The organism is Paenarthrobacter sp. CCNWLY172, assembly GCF_037402035.1.
Lineage (GTDB): Bacteria > Actinomycetota > Actinomycetes > Actinomycetales > Micrococcaceae > Arthrobacter.
The window spans coordinates 1-21,613 of sequence record NZ_JBBEGB010000023.1 but is presented as its reverse complement, the minus strand read 5'-3'; the positions used below and the strand labels follow the sequence as shown (position 1 = coordinate 21,613).

At 63.6% G+C, this 21,613-nt stretch carries 19 protein-coding genes and 1 pseudogene; 12 read left to right on the top strand and 8 right to left on the bottom strand.

Features of this window, described 5'->3' with window-relative positions:
* From WBN73_RS21200 to WBN73_RS21155, 10 genes and pseudogenes are all read left to right on the top strand, one after another.
* Positions 1-180: pseudogene (locus tag WBN73_RS21200) on the top strand (lipoyl synthase); the annotation flags it as partial.
* A 444-nt stretch (positions 181-624) separates the two neighbouring features.
* Positions 625-1,080 carry a hypothetical protein gene (locus WBN73_RS21195; protein WP_207595437.1) on the top strand — a complete coding sequence of 152 codons (456 nt, stop codon included), beginning with the start codon at positions 625-627 and terminating at the stop codon, positions 1,078-1,080.
* A 90-nt stretch (positions 1,081-1,170) separates the two neighbouring features.
* Positions 1,171-2,019, top strand: coding sequence for a COG1470 family protein (locus WBN73_RS21190; protein WP_337341249.1), 849 nt, complete (start codon positions 1,171-1,173; stop codon positions 2,017-2,019).
* Position 2,020: 1 nt separating this feature from the next.
* On the top strand, positions 2,021-2,536 hold the full coding sequence (locus tag WBN73_RS21185; protein ID WP_337341250.1) for a hypothetical protein: 516 nt from the start codon (positions 2,021-2,023) through the stop codon (positions 2,534-2,536).
* The gene (locus WBN73_RS21180; protein WP_337341251.1) at positions 2,533-3,819 is read left to right on the top strand and encodes a hypothetical protein; all 1,287 of its coding nucleotides are present in this window, start codon (positions 2,533-2,535) and stop codon (positions 3,817-3,819) included. Before WBN73_RS21185 ends, WBN73_RS21180 begins: the two co-directional genes overlap by 4 nt.
* 196 nt (positions 3,820-4,015) lie before the next feature.
* Positions 4,016-5,053 carry an FUSC family protein gene (locus WBN73_RS21175; protein ID WP_280624718.1) on the top strand — a complete coding sequence of 346 codons (1,038 nt, stop codon included), beginning with the start codon at positions 4,016-4,018 and terminating at the stop codon, positions 5,051-5,053.
* 86 nt (positions 5,054-5,139) lie between these two features.
* Positions 5,140-5,640, top strand: a complete 501-nt coding sequence (locus WBN73_RS21170) for a MarR family winged helix-turn-helix transcriptional regulator (protein ID WP_280624716.1) — start codon at positions 5,140-5,142, stop codon at positions 5,638-5,640.
* Positions 5,641-5,754: 114 nt separating this feature from the next.
* Entirely contained in the window at positions 5,755-6,120 is a 366-nt protein-coding gene (locus WBN73_RS21165; RefSeq protein WP_337341253.1) for a hypothetical protein, read from the top strand.
* Positions 6,117-6,821, top strand: a complete 705-nt coding sequence (locus WBN73_RS21160; RefSeq protein WP_337341254.1) for a serine/threonine-protein kinase — start codon at positions 6,117-6,119, stop codon at positions 6,819-6,821. Before WBN73_RS21165 ends, WBN73_RS21160 begins: the two co-directional genes overlap by 4 nt.
* Positions 6,822-7,112: 291 nt before the next feature.
* Positions 7,113-7,373 (top strand): GlsB/YeaQ/YmgE family stress response membrane protein, encoded by a 261-nt coding sequence (locus tag WBN73_RS21155; protein WP_207595429.1) that lies wholly within the window; start codon positions 7,113-7,115, stop codon positions 7,371-7,373.
* Positions 7,374-7,481: 108 nt separating this feature from the next.
* Here the strand turns inward: WBN73_RS21155 and WBN73_RS21150 are convergent, their stop codons facing one another.
* The 4 genes from WBN73_RS21150 to WBN73_RS21135 form a co-directional block, all read right to left on the bottom strand.
* Positions 7,482-8,993: a leucyl aminopeptidase family protein gene (locus WBN73_RS21150; protein ID WP_337341255.1), complete on the bottom strand. Its 1,512-nt coding sequence runs from the start codon at positions 8,991-8,993 to the stop codon at positions 7,482-7,484.
* Complete coding sequence (locus WBN73_RS21145; RefSeq protein ID WP_337341256.1) at positions 8,990-10,699, bottom strand: MFS transporter; 1,710 nt, start codon at positions 10,697-10,699, stop codon at positions 8,990-8,992. Before WBN73_RS21145 ends, WBN73_RS21150 begins: the two co-directional genes overlap by 4 nt.
* Before the next feature lie 150 nt (positions 10,700-10,849).
* Entirely contained in the window at positions 10,850-12,652 is a 1,803-nt protein-coding gene (locus tag WBN73_RS21140; RefSeq protein ID WP_337341257.1) for an SLC13 family permease, read from the bottom strand.
* Positions 12,653-12,768: 116 nt separating this feature from the next.
* Positions 12,769-15,405, bottom strand: a complete 2,637-nt coding sequence (locus WBN73_RS21135; protein WP_337341258.1) for a LuxR C-terminal-related transcriptional regulator — start codon at positions 15,403-15,405, stop codon at positions 12,769-12,771.
* A gap of 128 nt (positions 15,406-15,533) precedes the next feature.
* Here WBN73_RS21135 and WBN73_RS21130 point away from each other — a divergent pair, with 128 nt between their 5' ends.
* Complete coding sequence (locus tag WBN73_RS21130) at positions 15,534-16,130, top strand: DedA family protein (protein WP_337341259.1); 597 nt, start codon at positions 15,534-15,536, stop codon at positions 16,128-16,130.
* A gap of 33 nt (positions 16,131-16,163) precedes the next feature.
* On the opposite strand, the gene cls is transcribed toward WBN73_RS21130, so the two are convergent.
* The 3 genes from cls to WBN73_RS21115 are packed head-to-tail and all read right to left on the bottom strand — an operon-like array spanning position 16,164 to position 19,177.
* On the bottom strand, positions 16,164-17,630 hold the full coding sequence (gene cls / locus WBN73_RS21125; RefSeq protein ID WP_337341260.1) for a cardiolipin synthase: 1,467 nt from the start codon (positions 17,628-17,630) through the stop codon (positions 16,164-16,166).
* 6 nt (positions 17,631-17,636) lie between these two features.
* Positions 17,637-18,701 (bottom strand): AI-2E family transporter, encoded by a 1,065-nt coding sequence (locus tag WBN73_RS21120; RefSeq protein WP_207595427.1) that lies wholly within the window; start codon positions 18,699-18,701, stop codon positions 17,637-17,639.
* Positions 18,702-18,745: 44 nt separating this feature from the next.
* On the bottom strand, positions 18,746-19,177 hold the full coding sequence (locus WBN73_RS21115; RefSeq protein WP_337341261.1) for an SHOCT domain-containing protein: 432 nt from the start codon (positions 19,175-19,177) through the stop codon (positions 18,746-18,748).
* Positions 19,178-19,557: 380 nt separating this feature from the next.
* Between WBN73_RS21115 and WBN73_RS21110 the strand changes: the two genes are divergently transcribed.
* The gene (locus WBN73_RS21110; RefSeq protein WP_337341262.1) at positions 19,558-20,685 is read left to right on the top strand and encodes a hypothetical protein; all 1,128 of its coding nucleotides are present in this window, start codon (positions 19,558-19,560) and stop codon (positions 20,683-20,685) included.
* Between the two features lie 19 nt (positions 20,686-20,704).
* Here WBN73_RS21110 and WBN73_RS21105 read toward each other — a convergent pair whose 3' ends face one another.
* Positions 20,705-21,460, bottom strand: a complete 756-nt coding sequence (locus WBN73_RS21105) for a ZIP family metal transporter (RefSeq protein ID WP_207595425.1) — start codon at positions 21,458-21,460, stop codon at positions 20,705-20,707.
* Between the last annotated feature and the right edge of the window lie 153 nt (positions 21,461-21,613).

The window sequence follows — 21,613 nt, the reverse complement described above, 5'->3', positions numbered from 1 at the left end:
GGTGTGATGTCGGGTCCGTTGGTGCGGTCCTCGTACCGGGCCGGGCGCCTCTGGGCCACCGCGATGCGGAAGAAGGGCCGGGACATCCCCGCCCACCTCGCCCACATTGCCGAGGGTATCCAGGACTCGGGCACCACCCGCCAGGAAGCCTCCACCATCCTCGCCGCCCACCCGCGTTGAAATCTCCGTCGGGGCCTCCCCGACGGCGGCCGGCCGCCGTCGGGCCTTAAGTAATGAAGCGGGGAGTATCGAACACCAGCGCAGTTTTTGCTCAAGACGGGCACAATGTTCGCGCACCGAAGCCAAGGTCAGTACGATTGCGGCGAAATTCAGCCGTGCCCACTCCTTGGACATGCCCGGGGAAGGCGAGTACCCACACCCCCGCCATGACTGAGGTCTCGGACGGGGGACCAAGTAGTGCGGGTTCAAAAAGTGAGTAATGGCATCGCGAAGGTGGGTATTTTTCGCCCGCTGTTCGAAGGAAAAGAGGCGTACCCGGAAACGTAGCCACGGGCCCGCGCTTGGTTGAACCATTGGGGGCATCGCTTCATCCGACAACAACGGCCGGATGCTGGGGGTTGCGAGGCGGCTCCCCGGGACGTAGATCAACCAAGGAGTCTTATCATGCGCAAGCTTTCCAAGAAGAGCCGGGTCACCGCAGCCGTCGCAGGCGTGGCATTGGTAGCAGTAGGTGGCGGAGCCGCGTACGCCTACTGGACCACCACCGGTTCGGGCAACGGCACTGCGACCAACTCGGCCGGCGGCGGAACCGTCACGCTGCACGCTACGTTCAACGGCGGACTGGCACCGGGTAACCAAGTCGATGTGGCGTACACCGCCGACAACTCCACGTCGTCGAGCACCGTCGTCGGCGCCCTCAGCGCCAACGTCACCACCGACGTCGCCGGATGTCTTCCAGCCTGGTTTGAGGTCACTGCCGCCACCAGCAACAGCCCGGTCGCAGCCAACAGCACAGGGACGTCCGTGGGCAGCGGCGTGCTGAAGTTCAACGACAGCACCACGGTCAACCAAGATGCCTGCAAGGGTGCAGTCGTCACGGTCAACGTCACCAGCCTGTAGCCCCTGACCGCCGGGGACCACCTCGCGAGTGGTGGTCCCCGGCCTCCGTCTTTCTGCCCGCAGTACCGAACACGTCCGAAAAGAGCTTCCATGGACCACCGGCCACAGCGAACGACGCCGTTCCGCAAAGCACGAGTGCCACTCCGTGCGCTGATACTGGCGCTGGTGGTAGCCCTCGTCCCTGTGGCGGCCCTCGCGGCAAGCAGCGGGCAGGGCGCATCCCAAGGTGCCCCAGCCAAGGTTTCCAAAGGGATTGTGGTCACGCTGTCTCCCTCAAGCCGGACACTGGACCAGGGGCAGTCCACCACGTATACCGTGTCGGCCACGTCCACGGGAGGCTTCACGGGAACCGTCACATTCGCCACCAGCGGGTTGCCCACCGGAGCGGTAGCGGCGTGGCAACCGTCGTCGGTGGTCCTCACCTCCGGAAGCACGGCGCAAGTGACCATGACAGTGCAGACGGCCCCCTCGACACCCGCCGGTAAGGCGGATTTCACGGTGAAGGGCAGCAGCGGTTCAGTGCAGGCTTCCGCGCCGGCGCAACTCCAAATCCTGGAGGTCAAGAGGACGTTTGACGTTTCGGGCTCGGTGGACGGATTGCTTGCGCCGGGAACCACCCGGCCGATGAATCTCCAGATCTCCAACTCCAACAACAAGAGCATCGCGGTGACCAACCTGACCGTGGCTATCAGCCGGGTGGTTCGAACCCCCGCGGCAGTCGCTGCCAATCTGGCCTGCACCACGGCGGACTACAAGATCACCCAATATTCGGGAACGTATCCGCTGACGGTTGCACCCGGCACCCGCACACTGTCGGAGCTGGGCGTGCCGGAATCCAAGCGACCACAAATTGCCATGCTCGACACATCCAAGCTCCAGGACGGTTGCAAAGGCGCGACCCTCCAGCTCGCATACTCCGGCACGGGACAGGCGAACTGACATGAAGACGACAGTCCGAATTCCCCGGTTTCCCGGCAAGGGACGCCTGGCGCGAACTGCGGCTGCCACCGTGGCCCTCTGCATCCTCGGTGGTGCGGGTTCCGCCTATGCCTACTGGGTTACCACCGGAACCGGCAGCGGCTCAGCAACGAATGGCACCATGCAGGCCGTCACGGTGGACGCACTCGTCCCGGGCGATACCCTGCAGACCAGTTTGGTCCCCGGTGGGACTGCTGATGTCATCCTCCGCGCCACCAACCCCAATGCCCACCCCGTGACCATCTACGGTTTCGCGGCCAACGGCCCTGTGACAGCTGATGCGGCCCACCCCGGCTGCACCACGACGGGGGTGACCTTCACGCCTCCGCCGACACCCTTGGCGCCGGCAGTAACCATCCAGCCGAACACCTCCATCCAGCTCACGCTTGGCAATGCGGCCAGCATGAGTGCGGCGTCGGTGTCCGCCTGCCAAGGCGCTGCATTCGATGTTCCCGTCATTCTGGAGGTACGGAAGTGAGCCGGCTTCGTCAGACCAAAGGCAGGGTGGCGTCTTCGCCCGCCACCCTCGGGCGCTGGAACAGGATCGTCGTGATTGTCCTCGGAATATTCCTGGTTTCCTGGGGAGGGCCGGCTGCCAGCGCTTTCTGGGGTTCGGTCAGCAGCGGATTCGGGGCAGCCAAGGCCGACGCCGTAGCACAAGGCGCCAAGCCCACCACAGCCGTATCCGGAACCAGCGTGACGGTCACCTGGACTGCAAGCACGACGGCGGCAGGACGGCCCGTGACCGGCTACAGTATCGCCCGCTATGGTTCCGCGACCGGTGGCACTAAGGTCGCTGCCACCGGAACCTGCGGGACTTCGGTCGCAGGGCTGAGCTGCGTTGAGTCCAGTGTCCCCGCCGGAACCTGGTATTACACGGTGACTCCCACGCTTTCGCTGTGGCAGGGGACTGAAAGTGTGCGAAGCACGGCCACGACCCCCGTCACGGACACCACTGCACCTCTGGCACCCCTCGTCACGGCACTTCAGACGATTCATCAGGGCAACGCCGCCAATGTGCCTGTCAGTGGCACGGCCGAAGCCAATTCATCGGTTGTCCTGACCGTCAGTGGCACTGGCTCTGCTCCGATCACCCAGACGATCATCACCAACAGTTCGGGCAGTTGGACAGCAACTCCGGTTGATGTCAGGGTCTTCACTGACGGAACCATCAACTACTCGGCCCGGGCTACGGATGCGGCAGGCAACACCGGCGCCGCGGGAACGGCCTCGTCCACCAAGGATGTCTCATCGCCGACGGTGACCGGCGTCCAGTTGACCAACGGCGGCCTCGCAGGAGTCGTGGATAAGGGCGACAAGGTAACGCTGACCTTCTCGGAGCCTTTGAACGCCAACACCATCTGCAGTGCCTGGAACAACAGCAGCACCGGCACCCAGACGCAATCCGGCAACGGAAGCAGCCAGGTGGTGGTGAACATCAGTTCCGGCAGCGTTCTCACGGTGACGGGTGCAGGTTGCCAGACGCTGAGGATCGGTAGCGTGGCCCTTGGCGGCGACTACACCTCCACAGCCTTGACGTTCGCCGGAAACAACGCCGCCGGATCAATCCTCCAGTGGAATCCGGCAGCGGGGGCGCGAACACTCACCATCACGCTGGGTGAGGGAACCGCGGGTACCAAGACAGTTCCTGCGACACTTCCACTCCCGACGCCGACCTACACCCCGGCCTCCGGACTGACCGACATAGCCAGCAACCCGTTGGTGGTCACCACCGTGCCGGGAACCCCCTCGCGGTTCTAACGCAGCACTCCGGAGCCCTTGGACAGATAATGCCCCTTATCACGCGTGATGAGGGGCACTATCTGTCCACAATCCCGGAGTAGCCCAGCGGCCGGGGCGTAACCTTGAGACGGACGCCAGCGCCGTCGTCGTACGTTTTGATCCTTGCGACGAAAGGCGAGCCGCCCCCTTGAAGGCTGTAGCGGAAATTTTCACGATGGGTCCTGGAAACAAGGACCACCATCCCGCCCTCCGCTGCGCCGTAGGTGTGTTTGTTCCGCTGATCACGCTGACGCTGATAGGACGCCTGGACCTGGCAGTGTTTGCCTCGTTCGGAGCCTTCACCGGAATTTATGGCCGCAACGAGCCCCACAGCATCCGCTTCCGCAGCCAGTTGCGCGCCGGCGGCTTCATGCTTTTCATCATTCTCCTTGCCACTCTCATGGCCCGCTTTGCGCAGAGCCCGGGGCTGGAAGGTGCCGCATATTCGTGGTTGCTGACGGCTGCGACCACCATTGTGGCCGGCGTGTGCTCCGTGGTGGTGGCTGCCTGGCGGCTCCGTCCGGGCGGTTCGCTCTTTCACATCTTTGCGTTCGCTGCCATCGCGTCCATCGCCGCCCAACCGCCTCTGTGGGAAGCGATGCTGGTATCGCTTCTGACCACTGTTTTTTGCCTCCTGATTGGCATGTCGTCCCGCGTCGTCAAGAGCCACCGGACACCGTGGAAACGTCCGCCTCCCATCCGTCACACCGAGGCCGAGCGGCGGGCGATCTGGCTGGAAGGCGGCGGTTACCTGATTGCTGCGGGCCTTGCGGGGACCATCGCGACGCTGGTGGGGGAGCGGCTCGGGTTCGGGCACACCTACTGGGCGATGGTTGCGGCCGTGGTTCCGCTGGTGGGCCACTCGACGCGCCACCGGGTGAGCCGCGGCATCCAAAGGATCGCCGGAACGGTAATCGGGCTGGTGCTGCTGGCCGGCATCCTGTGGCTCAACCCGGCTCCCTGGGCCATGGTCCTGGTGATCGCGGCGTGCCAGTTCGGCGCGGAAATGTTCATCGCCCGGCAGTACCTGGTGGCACAGGTCTTCGTGACTCCGCTCGCGTTGATTGCCACGTTGTTGGCGGCGCCGGTCGATCCTGCTTTGCTCCTCCGGGACCGCATCATCGAGACGGTCATTGGTGCCGCCGTCGGCGTCGCAGTGGTGGTGGCCCCGGCGGTTTGGCGGCGGGTGCGCGGGGGATTGTCCAGGGCCTGAGCGGGTTGACGTCAGCGGTGCGGCAAGTTATCGCCTAGGATCGATTGGTTAGACAAGCGAGATACATGTCTACCAAAGGACTGGTGATGAGCGACAAAAGTGAACGTCAGGGCTATTGGTACGGGCTGGAGAGCCGTAAGCAGATGGGCGCAGTGGACGTCCTGAATGCACTCAGGGACTATCGCTCCGCCGAGGCTGATATGCGCCGCCGAACGCGCGCCTCCATGGGAATGGGCGAAACCGATTTGCTAGCCTTGCGCTACCTCCTTGAAGCCGAGCGGGCCGGGCGCGATGTGGGACCCAAGGAGTTGGCCGTCCGTCTCGGTGTGACGTCGGCGTCCATGACCTCCCTGGTGGACCGCTTGGTCAGGTCCGGCTACGTGAGCCGGGAACCGCATCCAACCGATCGGCGGGCCCTCATTCTGCGGCCGACCCCGGGTTCCGACCAGGAGGTTCGCGGCACTTTGGGGGACATGCATGCCCGGATGATGGAGGCCGCGGAAACCCTGAGCGCAGAAGACACCGCCGTGGTGGTGGAGTTCCTCCGGCGCATGCGCGCAGCCATTGACAGCGTCGCAACCCCCTGACGTCCGGCTGGACATAATTGATAAGTACACATATAACTAGATAGCCAAGCTACTTACTAGTGAATGTGTGGGAAGACGATGACAGTCGCGCTGCGTGAACCAAGTTCCACACCAGTGGCTGAGAATGACGTGCACGTTGTTACGGACCAGGTAATTCCCGTGGGACCAGTGCATTGCGGGGCGCATATGGCCATCTCCGCCGGACCATCCCATGACGCCATGAAGTGGGTTTCGGTAGAGCCCATCTGGCCGGAGTGGGCCTGCGGGTGCGGCTTCCGCATGGACATCGACGCCATTGATCCCGTGAGTGGGGTCTGGATCGCTGCGCTTCGCCGCCAGAGTCTCCAGCATGAGCTCGCTATCTCCCAGAACACTCTTGCCTTGGCCTTCAGGAAGGCCGTTGACGCCGGAGTCAACCCCCAGGCGCTTGCGGAGGTGGCCGGCGTTCCGGCCGCCGAGATCGAAACACTCCTGGCGTGACCACGCTTGACGTTGCGGCCGTCCGCCTTGATCGCGGGGCCGGGTGTTCAAGCATGGCGCAGCCAGGTGCAGTCCAACCAAGTGCAGCCCAGCCAAATGCAGCAGTGCTCGGCGGACGGTACCGTCTCGGCGGTCGGCTGGGCGGCGGCTCGGAAGCCTACGTCAATGAGGCCCTCGACCTCCGCACAGGAAAGCACGTGGCCGTGAAGATCTTCCGGGCAACGGATCCCTCCACAACGGACCTCGCCAAGGACTCGCCCTTCCGCCGCGAGGTGGACATCCATAGCAGGCTTCGCCACCAGAACATCGTCGCGGTGCTCGGTTCGGGCACGACGGCGGACGAGGACTCCCAGCGAAGCCGCAACTATCTGGTGATGGATCTGATGGACGGCAACGACCTCCGGTCCATCCTCCACGAGCACCCGGCCTCGCCCGAGCAGACGGTGGCGTGGATGAGCGGAATCGCCAGGGCACTCACGCATCTTCATCGCCGGGGGATCGTCCACAACGACATCAAGCCGGGCAACATCCTGGTGGATTTCCACGCGGACCCGGACGGTCCCGGGATCGCAAAGTTGACCGACTTTGGGATAGCCATCGACGGGCGCCATTCGGCGCCCAAATCGTCGTCGGGAACACCGCATTACTTGAGTCCCGAAGAGGTGTGCGGCGGCACGTCCACGTCGGCCAGTGATATCTAATCGCTGGGCTTGGTGGCACTTGAATGCCTGACCGGAACCAAAGCGTTCCCAGGCCCTCCCCTCGAGTCAATGGTTGCAAGGACTCTGGGGGAACCCCGAATTCCCGGCACGGTTCGGCGGCGCTGGTCCATGGTGCTTCATGCCATGACAGACCCCGATCCTGCCGGCAGGCCGTCTGCCAGCCAAACCGTCGGCATGCTCCGACGGCTCAGCTGGTAGCCAACAATCAGGTCGATAGCGGCATGCGTCCTTATGCCGAACTGGGTCCTACTTATGAAAGAGAGATGAAAAATGGGAATCATTGGTTGGATCGTTTTGGGTTTGATTGCTGGAGCCATCGCCAAGGCCATTAAGCCTGGCAAGCAGGGCGGCGGCTGGATCGCTACGCTGCTGCTCGGTATCGTCGGCGCAGTTCTGGGCGGTTGGATCGGCAGCGCGCTCTTCAACGTCGGCATCAATGAGTTCTGGTCGCTGTCCACATGGCTGCTCGCCATCGGCGGCGCACTGCTGGTCCTCATCATCTGGGGACTGCTTACCCGCAAGAAGGCCTAACCGCCTGATAGCCACACCGCCTGAACGCTACGAGGCCCCGACGCTGCTGCGTCGGGGCCTCGTAGCTGTCTGCGGTGCGGCGTCCAGCGGTGAAGTTCAGGGGTACGGTCAGGTGGCTGAATAGTCGAGGGCCAACTCGATGAGGAGACGGGCACCGAACCCCGTGGCACCCTTGCTTCGCCAGGCATCGTCCTTGTCCGACTGCATGGTGCCTGCAATGTCGATGTGCGCCCATGGGGTGTCGCCCACGAACTCGGCCAGGAACAACGCGGCAGTGGTGGAGCCGGCGTAGGGGCCACCGAGGTTGGAGATGTCTGCGACGTCGGAGTCCAGCTGGGGGCGGTAGGCCCGTTCGAGGGGAAGCTGCCACACTTGCTCATCCGTGCGGCCGCCCGATTCCAGGACGAGGTCCACCATACGTTGATCGTTTCCGAACACCGGGGCGGTGAGCTGTCCCAACGACATCAGGGCTGCCCCTGTCAGGGTGGCGATGTCAACGATCCCGTCCACGCCATCCTCTACCGCGAGCGTCAGGGCATCGCACATGACCAGCCGCCCTTCGGCGTCGGTATTCTTCACCTCGATGGTGAGTCCGCTACGCGTGGTGAGCACGTCCCCCAATTTGTAGGCCGAGCCGGAGGGCATGTTGTCTGTGCACATCAAGAACCCGGTGACGGCGGCTTGGCAGCCGAGATCGCGGAGCGCGGTGAACACGGCAAGGACCGCCGCCGCACCGCCCATGTCCATTTTCATGAGCAGGTGCATGGGGTCGCTGGGTTTGAGGCTGACACCGCCGGAGTCGTACATGATGCCCTTGCCTATCAGGCCCAAATGGCCTGTTGGCGTTCCCTCGGGCCGGTAACTGAGTTTGATCATCCGGGGTTCCTGGGCACTTCCTGCGTTGACGCCCAGGAGGCCGCCGCAGCGGAGGTCGATGAGCTGCTGTTTATCGAACTCCTCGACCCCAAACCCGAACCGTTCCCCGAGGTCTTTCGCCGCCGTGCCCAGTCCAACGGCCGTCAGGTGGCTCGGCGGCGCGTTGCATAGATCCCTGGCGATGGTGGTGGTCCGCACTTTTACGCGGCCCGTGTCCACACCTCGTGAAGCGGCCTCGGCGTCGATCCCGGGAGCAAGGAACTGCACCTCGGCCAGGGAGGTTCCTTTGCCCTTGCTCTTGAGGGTGTCGTAGCGGTACCGGGCCAACAGCACTCCTTCGGCCAGAACCTGGCCCAGCCGGCCGGCGTCGATCCCTGCCGTGTCCGTCAGTTCAAAACCGATCCGGGAGTGCTTCTGCGTGGCCCGGACCAAGGCCGCGGCCGCCTTGCGCCAGCCGTCCGCGTCCAAGGAACCGGGCTTTCCGCCGCCAACGGCAACCACCAGGGTTCCCGAAGCGTTGGCCAGCTGCAGGGTAGTCCCGGGTGTGCCGTCAAACCCCGCGCTGGCCAGCGTCTCCCTGTGCAGGCCGACGGACTCGGGAATATCACCTTCTGAAAAGACCAGTACGCCGACCGCGTCGAGGGCGCCGAAGCCGTCCACGAAGTGCAACTCCGGTTCGGTGCCGCCCAAGGAAGGGAGAGCTGGGAAATCTTCCGGGATCAGTTTGTAGGGTTCGTGGTTCACCGTTTCGCCCGTTCTCTTGTGGTTGGTTCGGCTTGGTCCGCCTCGCGGCCCGGCTCAGGGATCGCGTCGGGATCGTCCGGTTCGAGCTGTTCAGGCAGGTTGCCTTTCATCCGGCCGGGCATACGGCCCGCCAGAACGATGGCCAGCAGGGCAAGCCCCGAGAGCCCCAGAAGGGAGATCTGCAGGGCGCGGAGACGCGCTTGTTCATTAACTTCAATCGCAGCTTCCAGCTCGGAGGGGGTGCTCACGCGGTCGCCGATCACCGCTTCCACCTGCGCGTTGGTCATAAAGTCGGCCTCGTTGACGTTCACCTTGTAGATCAGGTCCTGGGATACTTCCGGGTGCGCGGCGGCGCCGCTGGCGATCAGGCTGGACAGCATTCCGACGGCGAACGCGCTCGCCACCGCGATACCCACACTGCCGGAGAGGTTATGGACCAGTCCGCGCCAGGCTCCGACGTCGCCGGCCAGCTCGCGGGGAACCGCGCTGAGCAGCGTATTGAACACCAACGCGACGATTGCGCCTTGGCCCAGTCCCAGGAGGATCAGGCCCAGCACGACGAACAGCTGTCCCCAGTCGTTGCGGATGGTGAAGGCGAGAAGCACCAGCGCACCGGCCACTACTACGAAGCCGCCTTGCGCGATGGTCCGGGGCGGGAACTTGTCGTACAGGAACGCCACGAAAGTGCTCGCAAGGAAAATGGACAACGTGTAGGGAATGATCGAGAACGACGTCTCGATGCTGGAGCGGCCCTGCACGATCTGCATGTAGAGCGGAATCAGGAAGTTGGCGGCCGTCCCCACAAAAAGCATGATGGCCATGCACGCTGTCACTGCGAGTTCGGAACTGGATGCCAACACCCTGAGGTCGAAAATGCGTGGCAGTTTGGCGTCCTGGCGCTTTCTGATCCACAGGAAAAACACCTGCCCCGCGATGGCTCCGAGGAGGATCAGGAGCGGCGCCGGGGAGAGTCCCAGGATGTCGAAAGGCGCCTGGTTGGTTGCGAACCAGGTGCCCCAGGCGGACAGGCCGCTGAAACCGAAGCTCAGCAGGATGACGGCAACCGCGGCGATGATGGAGCCGGTCCAGTCAATCTTCAGCTGGGGTTGTGCCGGAACAGTTTTGAGCTTGAAACTCAGCAGCAGGTTGATCGCGCCGAGGACCACCATGAGGCCGAACGAGTAGCGCCAACCGATGGTGGTGGCGAACCAGCCGGCGATGAGCAAGGCCAGGACACCAGCGGCCGGAATGGCGGCAGCGAGGAGCCCGATGGCCTTGGCTTGCTGCTGGTCCTTGTAATTGGTGGCGATGAAGACCGTGAGTGCGGGTGCGATCAAGGCAATGACAGCACCGGAAGACGCTTGGGCAATGAAGAGCATGGCCGGACTGAGGCTCAATGCCACCCCTGCCATGGCGGCGGCATGAATGGCGACGGCAATCTGGAACACCTTGCGTGTACCGAATCGGGCGCCCAGCTTCGCTCCCAAGAGGATGAACGCGGCCATCGAAAACGTCCCGGCAGTAATGGCGGTACCCACTGACGTCGCTGCGGTGTCCAAGTCAGTGGTGATGCCCTGCATGGAAACCGTCAGGGCATTCACGGCGAATGACGCCTGGATTTGGGTGAGGACCACCACGATCAAGGGCAGCCATGAAGCCGCCTTGACGGGTGGTGGGGTTTCCTTGGTGGTGTTGTCGCTGGCCATGTCATGCTCCTGGTGGGCTCTGCCCCTTCACAGGGATGGGGCGTTGTGAATACCTCACTACGGGGTTGGCGGAACGGTGTGCGGGTTTGCCTTGGCGTCGACCTCCGATCACTGGGTTATGGTTCTGGAGTCTTGGTCCTGAAGAGTGGGCTACGTCTGCAGCGGCCAGAACACGGGCACCAAGAGGATGGCCACTGCTGCATACAGTGCCATGATGGCCAGGCCGAACTTCCAGTAGTCGCCAAACCTGTAGCCCGCCGGCTGCATGATCATCATGTTGGCTGACGTTGCCACGGGTGTCAGCAACGCGGCGGAGGAGGCCACGGAAACGCACATCAGCACGGCGTAGGGGTTGATGGATGACTCTTGGGCCACGGAAAGAGCGATGGGGATGATGATCAGGGCGGTGGCCGTATTGCTGATCAGCTGGCCCAGGACGGCAGTCACCACAAAGAGTCCCACGAGCAACAGCAAAGGCCCACTATTCCCTACCACTGCCACCATTCCCTCGGCCAGGATCTCGGCGGTGCCGGTGGAAGTGATGGCCGTGGACAGCGGAATCATGCCGGCCACCAGGATGAGGGTGGTCCAGGCCATGGAACGGTGGGCTTGCTGAACTGTGACAACGCGCAGCACCACCATGGCCAAAGCTGCCAGCATGGCTGCGACGGGTGCAGGCACGATGTTGGTGGCCAACAGAACCACCATGGCACCCAGGATGATCAGCGCCGGTGTGGCCCGCGGCCCCAACGGGACTGTTTGGCGGCGGATGGTGTCCGGAGAGTCCACCAGCAACACATTGTGGTCCTCCGTGTGCTGATCGAGCGCCGACCAGGATCCTTGAAGCAGCAGCCTGTCTCCAGCAGTGATCAGCATGCGTCCCGACGATTCCGGCTCACCCGGATGGTGATGGGCCAACACCACCAGGTCCCCGCTGTCCGTTACCATCCCGGGGTAGGCCTCCGTGCCGACGAGGTTCGATCGCGGCGCCACCACTACCTCGGCCACTCCGTAGGTACTGCTGATGAGGCCGCACGTGGCGTTGTCGTCTTGTTCGAGGCCGTGCCGGGCAGCGAGGGCGTCGATCGTCTGTTGCCCGCCGCGCACCACTATCTCATCGCCGCCTTCAAAAAGGGTGCTGCTGGACGGTTTTCCGTCCGGCCGCTGCACGCTGATGAGGTGGAGGTGGCCGCCGTCGCGCCCGTCCTGAAGGCACGCAACCGGCTGGCCGACCAATGCTGATCCCGCCGGGATGCTGAGCCGGCTCAGCCCCTCACCGTCGAGGTAGTGGTTCATGAGGGTCTCGCTGTGCGAACCCAGGTCCTTGGGGAGGGCATCAGGCGTTCGGGTCGGCAGAAGCCGCGGCCCCAGCCACAAGGTCAATCCGATGGTTCCCAACAGCAAGGGAAGCCCCACCAGCCCGAACTCAAAGAACCCGATTCCCTTTCCCGTGGTGTCGAGCGCCGCGTTGAGGATCAGGATGTTGACCGGTGAACCGGTAAGAATCAGCAAGGATCCGGCGTGGGCCGCGAAAGCCATGGGCATCAGGAGTTCCGAAGGCCTGCGACCCAGCCGGACTGCGAGGACAACCACCATGGGCAACAACGCGGCGACAGCTCCGTTGACACTGATGAGGGCCGTCAGCAGAGCCGTCAACACCATCATCAACACCATCAACCGGCTGCGGCTCGTTCCCGAGAACCTGATCAGCAAACTTCCCAGCCACGTCGTGACGCCCGCGGCATCGATCGCCTCCGCCACCACGAACAGTGCAGCGATCAACACCACGGTCCCGCTCCCGAAACCAGCGAACGTATCGTCCAACCCCACAACGCCGGTACCGTACAAGGCCAACGCTGCTCCGAGAGCCACTACCTCAACCGGCAGGCGGTTCCACACGAACGCAGCAATCACTACGACGAGCACCAGCAGCGTGACGATGACGTCTGTCATTGATGCCTTGGGTAACCCGTGGGGTCTGTGGCCAGCATTCTTTCAGACTAGATCCGCGTTACAACCGCAGGGTCACCCCAATCGGGTGAGTGATGGGCGTCTGTAGAGGTCACGGCCTACGGCAGGTACCCGAACTTGTAGGCCGCGGACACGGCATCATGACGTGTCCCGGCGCCGAGCTTGGAATAGATGATCCGCAGGTGGGTTTTCACCGTATTCACGGACAAGTGCAGCTCTGACGCCATCTGTTCCTGCGACAGGTGTGAGGGGAGCAGGGTGAGGACCTCCCGCTCGCGGGGCGTCAACGAAGGTGCAAGCCGGGAATCAGCGGGAGGTCTCAAGGCCAGCAACCGCTTGGCGAGTTCCCCGCGGGGCCCATGTGTACCCGCCCGTTCCACCAACAGGTCCATGACTTCCTGGGGAGCGATGGCCAAAGGCCTGACAACCCCTAAATCGTCAGCCTTGCCCAGCGCATCTTCCAAGAGTTTGCCGGCCAGTGTCCGCCGCCCGGTGCGGATGGCAATGGAGCACTCAAGGACGTTCACGTGCAGCCACGTCCATTCCAGCAGGGGTGCAGCAGCGCCCGAATGCAGTGGCCGGAGACGTTCGGTTGCGGCGTCGAAGCGACTGATCCCCGCTGGGCCTTGCGCTCGCAGCAAGCACAATTCGCCCGTCCCCGGGATGATCTCCTCGGCCCACTCCAGGACTTCGCGGGCACGCTCTGTATGACCCAAGGACAGGGCCGCGGTATGTTCCAGCACCGCGACGAAGGCCGCCATGGGCTGGGCGAAGAGATGGTCCTGGCCGATCCTCAGCCTGGCTTGCCGCATGCCATCCAGAGAGTGCCGCCTGTCCCCACAATCCAGGTGGGCGCACGCAGTGATCAGTTCCACCGTGGCGCGCATCGCGGCTCCCACTCCTTTGGAAGAGGACCCCAGTTGTCCGAGTTCCGCACTTGCCGACGCGGCGAATTTGAGGGCCGCTGCAGGTTCGGCGCCAAGAAGGGCGGCACCGGCATGCATCAGGGCACCCACCGATCGGCCGGCTCCCGCCGTCCACGCATAGGCCGGAAGCTTCTCCTCTGCCCGCCTAAGATATTCACCGGCGCGGCGGAGGTGGCCTTGCATTGAGGAGATACCGGCAAGCTTGAGGTACACCTTGCCGGCAAGGTATCCGTTACCCGCTTCGATGGCCTCGAGCAGTGCCTCCTGTGCCTCGGTCTCGGCTGCCCCGTAGTGCTGCTCGACCGCGGCCGCCGTGATCGAAACCATCCTTGCCTCGATCCGGATGTCGCTCTGCCGCGACAAGGGAAGGCCTGCCAAGTCGGAGGTAGTTCTGGGGTCCTGGTTCCCCCAGTCTCCGCTGAACCAGGAAAGGCGGGCTTCTGCCAGGGCGCGGAGTTCTGAGAAATCGGAGGGCGGGTTTTCTGTCCACAAACGACTCGCGGCAGCCAGGTAGCGGGCAGCGGTGGTGGGCTGACGGCTCTCCACATGGGCCAGTGCCGCAACCAGGCAGAGCTTGGGACTCACCGCCAGGGCGGAATCCGGCAGCTCCGCGATGGCCCTCCGAACCCGTGTGACTCCGCCCGATCCCAGAAGGGTTGCGCCGTGCCGTTCAAGGATTGCGCCGATCAACTGACTGTCAGCTGAGTCCATGGCGTGCCGGAGGGCGGCCTCGGGTTCGCCTGCCTGCTCATGCCAGTGTGCGGCGATCCGGTGGAGACGGAGCAATTCGTCCGGCTCCTTCCGGGCAAGTTCCGCCCGGAGGCAGGCCCTGACCGGGGGCCGGACCAGGAAGACCTTCCGGCCACTCCCTGCAGATTCCACCAGATCGCGGTGGTCCGCCAGCTTGGCGAGGTCGTTCCCGGCGTTCCGGTGGCCCGTGAGCGCGTTGGCTTGGGCGGCCACCAGGACACGGCACACGCTGGTACTGGAGAGCACATGCCGCTCGTCCAGGGTGAGGGTACTGAGAATTTCGTGGTCCAGATACTCTGCGAGTTGGCGGTTGTTGGCTGCAATGTCGCCCACGGACGTTTCGATGTCCGCGGCTTCGCGCAGCGAACGTAAAGCAAGCACCACACATGCGGGCCAGCCCCCGGTTTGTCGGAACAGCTGGCCCAGTTGATGCGTCCCCAGCAGCGTGATGGTCTTGGCCGCGAGTGAGTTGATCTCGTCCAGGGAAAAAGCAAGATCACGTGATTGCAGTTCCAGGATCCGCCCGCTGAGCCGGGCGCGTCCAGGGTCAACGGCCGTGCTTCCCCTGGTGGCCAGGACAAGTTGCAGGGGCAGATTCACGTGGTTCAGCAGCGCCGGAATCCAGCGATCGCGGTCTTCTGTCGGGAAGCCCTCAACGCCGTCGATGACCAGACGGATGGTGCCGTCGACGACGGTCAACTGCTCCGCCAAGTGATTCAGGACATCGTGGGCGTTCGTCTCGGATCCCGATAATCGACACAAGGCACCGTCCGGTATGGCCGGGCACTGCCGGAGCGCCTGAAGCACTGAGGGCCACAGGGCCGGCTCGTCCTGGTGGTCCGGGCTCACCCACGCCACGTTGTACATCCGGCCGTCAAGCCATTGGCCGAGGACCACCGATTTGCCGAACCCGGCGGGGGCGCAGAGGAGGACGGTGTCAGGTGTGGCATCCAGCCTTGCCACAAGCCGGGGCCGAGCCAGCAGGTCCAACGGCGGTTTGGAGACCGCCATCAGTTGGGGGCTCAAGAGGTCCGGGCGGGTCCCACCGAGGTCGTCCACTCCTTCAGTGTAGGGGTGGGACTGCGAGGATTCACCCAGTACAGGCGATCCGCGAGGCGGCCCCTGAGCGTAAGGATTGTGTTGTCCGCCGTGAGACGCTTGGGCGAAGCCCGGAAGGGGGTTTCACCGTGCAGGCTTTCAGGGACATCATGAGCGCTGCGGATTCCGGCTGGGTCTACCCGCTCGGGGCCGTGTTCGTGGCGTTGTCCGCAGTCTTTCCACCCATTCCCACGACGTCCTTGTTTGTGGCTTTGGGTGCCCTGTCCGCCACCGACAACCTTCCCAACGGATACCTGTTGGTGGCCGCGATGCTGGCCGGAGCGGTTGCCGGTGACCTCGGTGCGTATGAATTGGTCCGGCGCCGGGACATGGCCACCTGGAAGATCCTCCAGGGCCCCCGGACGCAGAAGGCCCTGCATGCCTCCAGGGAGCGTCTATCAAAGCACGCCGCATCGTGGGTCCTGACGTCCCGGTTTGTCCCGCTGGGACGGTTGACCATGAACGTAGCCAGTGCCATCACCCCGGTGCCGCGTGGCAGGTTTGTCCTCTATTCCGTCGCAGCGGGCATCCTGTGGTCCGCCTACTCTGTGGGGATTGGCGTCCTTTCAGGGCTTTTGCCGGGGCTTTCCACAGAGTTCGCCGTTGTCATCGCCATTGCCTTCTCGCTGCTGCTGGGCCGGGGAATCAGCGCCGCGGTGACGTGGTATTTGCAGTTGGACGACTGACTTATCCCGCCCGTGCTGCTGATGAGACCCGCGCTACTGCAACGACGACGTCAGCCTGGCCAGATTGTCCAGAGCCACCTGGCCCACCGGTCGCCGCAGCCAGTCCTCCAACAGCAGCTCCGTGCTTGCTGCGCGGTAGCCGTCTTCGACCTCACGCATCCGGTCCACGATGGATCGACCATGGACCAGCACTGAGACTTCCATGTTGAGGCTGAACGAGCGGACATCCATATTGCTTGAGCCGATAACGGCGACGTCGTGGTCTATGGTGAAGTGCTTGGCGTGCAGGACCTGCGGGGCCCGGTAAAGGTAGATGCGGACGCCGGCCCGCAGCAGGACTTCGTAGTAGGAACGCTGGGCGTGGTAGACCATGGCCTGGTCGCCCACTTCCGAGACGAAAAGTTCAACGCTCAAACCCCGGGACGCTGCGGTGACGATGGCCAGTTGGATGGCTTCGTCGGGCACAAAGTAGGGGCTGGTGATGCTGACGCGGTGCTCGGCCTTGTAAATGAGCGTGGTGTAGAGCTTGAGGTTGTTGTCGTTGTCAAAGCTGGGACCGCTGGGCAGGACCTGGGCGTCGATCAGCTCCGGCTCCGACCCCAGGATCACCGGTGAAGTGTCCAACGGAAGCAGGGTCTGGGATTCGCTGTACCAGTCGGTGACGAACACCGCGTTGAGCTCCCGCACCGCAGGCCCCTCCAAACGCACCATCAGCTCATGCCATTGGAGGCCGCGTCTGATGTTCCGCTTCTTGTTGTAGGAGGCATCGATCAGGTTTTGGGAGCCGGTGTAGCCCACCCTTCCATCCACCACCACCAGTTTCCGGTGGTTCCGCAGGTCCGGGCGTTGCCATTGACCCTTGAAGGGGCGCAAGGGAAGCATCGCGTGCCACTCGGCGCCCATACCGTCAAAAGCCTGCAGCATGTCCTTGTATTTGGGGTCGCCCAGTGCTGCCAGGTGGTCGAAGAGCACCCTGACCGCAACACCGCGTTGGCGGGCCCTGGCCAGGGCATCGAAGAATGGAGAAGTCGTGGGGTCCAGGGACAAAATGTAGAACTCCACATGGACGTACTCTTCAGCGGTGTCCATATCCGCGATCATGCGGTCGAAGCAACCCTTGTAGTCCTCCAGCAATTCGGCGCGGTTGCCGCCCACCATGGGCAGCGCGCCCAGCCTGAGGTTAAGTTCGACGGCGGAACGCAGCCAGGCGGGCCAGTCCTCACTGTGGCTGACTGCTGAGAGGCCAGGCGTGCGTCCAAGCATCAGCTCGTTGACGGCGCGTTGTTTGTCGCGCCGGGCCTTGGGGAGTTTGCCGCGGCCCACCAGCAGGAACGCCACCGTGCCTAAGTACGGGATGAAAATGATCGCCAGCACCCAGGCAATGGCCGACGACGGTTTCCGGTTGGCCGAAACCATCACCGCGGCAATTGATCCGAGCACGATGTGGAGCGCCAACAAGATCAAGGCGGCGGCATCGGCGTCGGGCAGTAGTCCTTGCATGCCGCGCTACTTGGCGTTCTGCTGCGGGATGACCACTTTTTTGATGATCAGCAGGATGGAAGCCGTGGTGGGGCAGGCGATCAGCGCCCCCAGCAGGCCCAGCAGCGTTCCACCCACCATCGCGCCGATGAGCACCAGGGAACCCGGGATGCTGATCGCTTTGCCCACCACGCGGGGCGTCAGGATGTAGGCCTCGATCTGCATGTAGGCCAGCATGACGAGGAAAACAACCAGCGCCGTTGAGGGCGAGGTGAAAAGTGAAACCACGGTGATAATGGCGGTGCTGATCGCGCTGCCCACCAGCGGTATGAGGGTAATGGGGAATGCCAGGACGGCGAGTACAGCGGCATACCTGACCCCGGCCACGGAAAGGAGGATGAACGTGAAGACGGCATTCAGCAGTGCCAGGATCGACATGCCGCTCAGGTATTTACCCACGGAGGCAATGATTGTTTCGGAGATATCGGCGAATGATTCCCTGCGTGATGCCGGCACCAGTGCATAGAGGCTGGATTTCATGACCTCGTGTCCGGCTACGAAATAGAGGGTCAAGACCACCACGAAGACCACGGCGAAGGTCCCGTTAACTACGTTGTAGCCAACCTGGACCGCTCCGCCGCCAATGGCCAGCCAGACATTGGGATCCGCCGCCGAGGTTTCCAGCCATTCCAGCAACGGAGTCAGTGCTCCGCCCAATGAACCGTTGACGTCCCGGAACCACTCTTGTTCACTCACGGCCTCGAAACTGGACGGCAGCACCCTGACCAGCGCCGCGCCCTCCTCCACCAGGATGGGGACCACGAAACGGATCAGCACAACCACGAGCACCAGGAAGCCAACCGCTACCACCAGCACTGCGCCGCCGCGTGAGAGCTTCCACCTTTCCAGCCAACGGACCAAGGGATACAGGCCCAAGGAGATGAACAAGGCCGCGAAGATCAACGTCAGCGAGTACCGCAACGTGATGACGGCCGAACCCAAAGCCAAGGCAACCAGGACACCCAATGCCGTGATCAGGCCGAATCGGAACGGCCCGGCTTCCAACAGCGGAAATGCCTTCAATCGCGTCATGCGGTCCCTTTCGGCGGTATATGGATGGTGGGCCGTCGCGCGAATCACGCCAACGCGAGCTCCTTCAGGCGGGCGTATTCCGCCTCGGTAATGTCGCCAGCGGCAAGCAGTGCTTTGGCTGATTCGATTTGTTGGGTGGGCGTCGGCGCTCCAGCAACCTCCCGGATGTAATTTTCTGCTTCCTCCACTGACTCACGGACGCGTATTTCGCTGCGAAGCGCCATACCTTTCCCGCGCATGATGACGTAGATCAGGGCCGAGATAAACGGTGCCACGAACAGGCACAGGATCCACAGGGCTTTTACGCCGCCGCCCAGGGCTTTATCGCGGAGAAGATCCGAAATGATCTGAAAGAGGAGGATCAAATAGGCAATGAAGAAGAAAGCGACAATGATGCTCCACAACGATTCCAAAAAGTTCATGGTGTCTTTCCCATCGTTCGTTCGGCCCGGGGCAGGGCCGTCGTCATCCGGCAAGGGACCCGTTCCCCGGCGGGACCACAACACCATTCTCGATTCGCCCGGACCCGCCAGCGGCAGTCTGCGCTGGATCGGCAGCGATTGGGCAGAAAGATCACCCACTAAGGGTGAGCGGAGATTGTGAGGCCCGACGACGGGCGGCTGGGCTGGGCGCCCGCTCCGGTCACAAATTCCCCATAACCTGGCCGTTGCAGTTGGCGTCAAACGGTCGGTTACGCTGCTCAAAGCCACGCACCACCGCACGTTTTAGGGTTCCAATGACGCACTCTTTACCAACTCCTCCGGCAGTTGACCTCCCAACCAAACCCAAGGTCACGCGAGGGTCGGAGCAAGCGCCCCATCACCATTCGGCAGCGGTCGCACTGGGGGCCTTCAGCATGGCGGCTGTCGTCGGGGTCTACGCGCTGCTCGTGCACACACTCGCTCGACAGTCTCCGCGGATTGGCCCGGTGTACACGGGCTGGTCGGAAGCCGCCGCCGACTCACCGATGACTGCCCTTCGCTGGTTCCTCAGCGACATGACCGAGCCCCTGTTCTGGGCTTCGGACCTCGCCGCACTTGGCCTGCTGTTAGGGGCCGCGCTGGCATGGTGGGCCGGACGGCGGGGGAAGAGTTGGGTGGGATCGCTCACCTACGGAACCGGCCTCTGGCCGTGGGTGCTGGCGTCGGCGTCGCTGAGCTTGCTCCTATCCAACCTGGCTTTCGGGTGGATGCTCGACGACGGGTGGCAGCCCACGTTCGTGCCTTTTGTTTGCGTCGCTCCCGCCATGGTCCTTCTCTACGGGGCCGGCTGGAAGATCTGTGTCACCGGCGCCGTTCTGGGAGCAGCCACCACGACGCCCCTGGCTTTGCTGTTCATTCCGGCCCTTTCGACGCCGCTCGGCCTGCCCGTGGTGGTGGCAAACGTCCTCGCGATGTCCGTTGGTTCTGTGCTGGCGTTCATGGCCGCCAGACGGTTGCCGTGGCTGGCACTGCAAAAGCCGGGGCGACCGCCGGAACCGTGCCGGCCGCCGTCGGGCGTTCACGGCACCTTCCGCAACGACGCCGCGTGGGCTGCCCGCCGCGTCCTCAAGGACTTTACTGAAACGCACTTCTTCGCCAACGAGCTCGCAGCTATCGGCGTGATTCTGGCCGTCTCGGCGGCTTTTGTGCTCAACCCGGCGTTTCCGTCGTACGGAACCCACCTGTTGCCCCACATACTGTTCGCCCAGGCGCTGACTTCGGCAATCGGCGTCGTCCTCTGGCAGCGCTGGTACCGCGACGGTGGGTGGGCGGCCACCTACGCGTCCGTGGTGTCCGTGGCTCCTGCCGCCGTCCTGGCCTACGGAGGCTCGTGGTCCGCGGTGGTGGGAGGCGCCGTGCTGGGAGCAGTCCTGGCGCCACCCCTTGCCCGCGTGGTTTCCGCTCGCCTGCCCGCCGGATTTCACCCGGTGATCGGCAACACGGCGGCCATGGCAGTGTCGACGGCGGTCGCCCTGCCGTTGCTGGGGCTGCTGCCGCACTAGCCTCTTTTGGCCTTCACCGTCAGCCGCCGACGTGATGGATCGTGAAGGCACTCAAGAACCCGACAGCGGCCGTCAGCCCCGTGAGGTTATGGTGCTCTTCGAAAGCCTCGGGAATCATGGTGTCCGCCAGCATGGCCAGGATTCCGCCGGCGGCGATCGCGGTGATGAACGCAATGACAGTCCCGGGGGCGTTCTCCAACGCGGTGTAGCCGATGAGCGCCGCGAGTCCGCTGAACACAGCAATGCCGGTCCACGTGCCAAAGACGTAGGCAGGGCTTCGCCCGGCCTTTTTCATGCCGGCTGTGCTGGACAAGCCCTCGGGAACATTGGAGATAAAGACGGCTGCCAGCATGGCGGGGCTCACCGCCCCGCCGGCAAGGAGGCCGACGCCGAGCACCACCGATTCGGGAATGCCGTCAATCAGCGCGCCCACGGCGATGGCCGTTCCACTGCCGGGGCTGTCCTTTTCGGACGGCTGGGGTCCGGAGGAGCGTTTCCGATGTTTGGCGCCGGCGCGAGCCAACAGAACGTTCGAGCCCACAAAAATCAGTGCACCAAGGAGGAAACCCAAGATGGTGGGGATCAATCCGCCGCCCTGGACGGCTTCGTCCACCAGTTCGAAGGCAAGTGCTGAGATCAGGACGCCAGCGCCGAAAGCCATCACCGTGGAAACAACCTTGGGCGGGACTTTCCACAGCCAGGCAATGCCCGCGCCGAGAACCAAGGCTCCGCCTGCCAGTGTTCCCCACATCAGGGCTTGCAACCACATCGGCATTCTTATGCCCTTTCCTTGGCCTTTCACGTGCCCCATGAGTGTTTCATATGGGGTTGGTGGGGCTGTGGTGAGTCTTGAGGTTTTCCTGAGGAACTGTTGCGGGTTTGCAGGATTAGTTCTTGATCCAGCCCCGGCACAGTAGTTCTTGTCAGC